The organism is Caulobacter sp. 05T431 (assembly GCF_056665975.1).
In genome coordinates this window covers 1-390 of the sequence record NZ_JBFTKU010000154.1, presented here as the reverse complement: position 1 = coordinate 390, position 390 = coordinate 1, and the positions used below count along the sequence as shown (strand labels likewise).

The 390-nt window shown below is 66.2% G+C and carries 1 protein-coding gene; it reads right to left on the bottom strand.

The window, feature by feature from the left end; genetic code table 11:
• Positions 1–353: AMP-binding protein (locus AC1U89_RS24930; RefSeq protein ID WP_479902293.1), on the bottom strand; the 353-nt coding region annotated here is incomplete at its 3' end.
• Between the last annotated feature and the right edge of the window lie 37 nt (positions 354–390).

Sequence of the window (390 nt, the reverse complement as noted above, 5' to 3'; positions counted from 1 at the left end):
GTCTTCTCCGGATCGTTGTGGTAGTGGAACGCCAGGGTGTCCCGCTCGAAGTAGATCAGGCCCGGCTGCCCCGGGGGCAGGACGTCGCCCTCGTCGTTGCAGATGTGTAGCTTGCCGATGGCTTCGCGGCCGACCGAGCCCGGATGCGCAAAATAGCCGGCACTGTCGATCATCGTCAGCCCGCTGCCTTCGGTGGAGCCGTAGTACTCGTGCAGGATGGGGCCCCACCATTCGATCATGCGCAGCTTGACGTCGGCCGGGCAGGGCGCCGCCGAGTGCACGGCCATGCGCAGGCTCGACAGGTCGAAACCGTGCCGCTCCTGCTCGGTCAGCTTCATCAGCCGGACGAACATGGTCGGCACCCACTGGCTGTGCGTGACACGGTAGCGC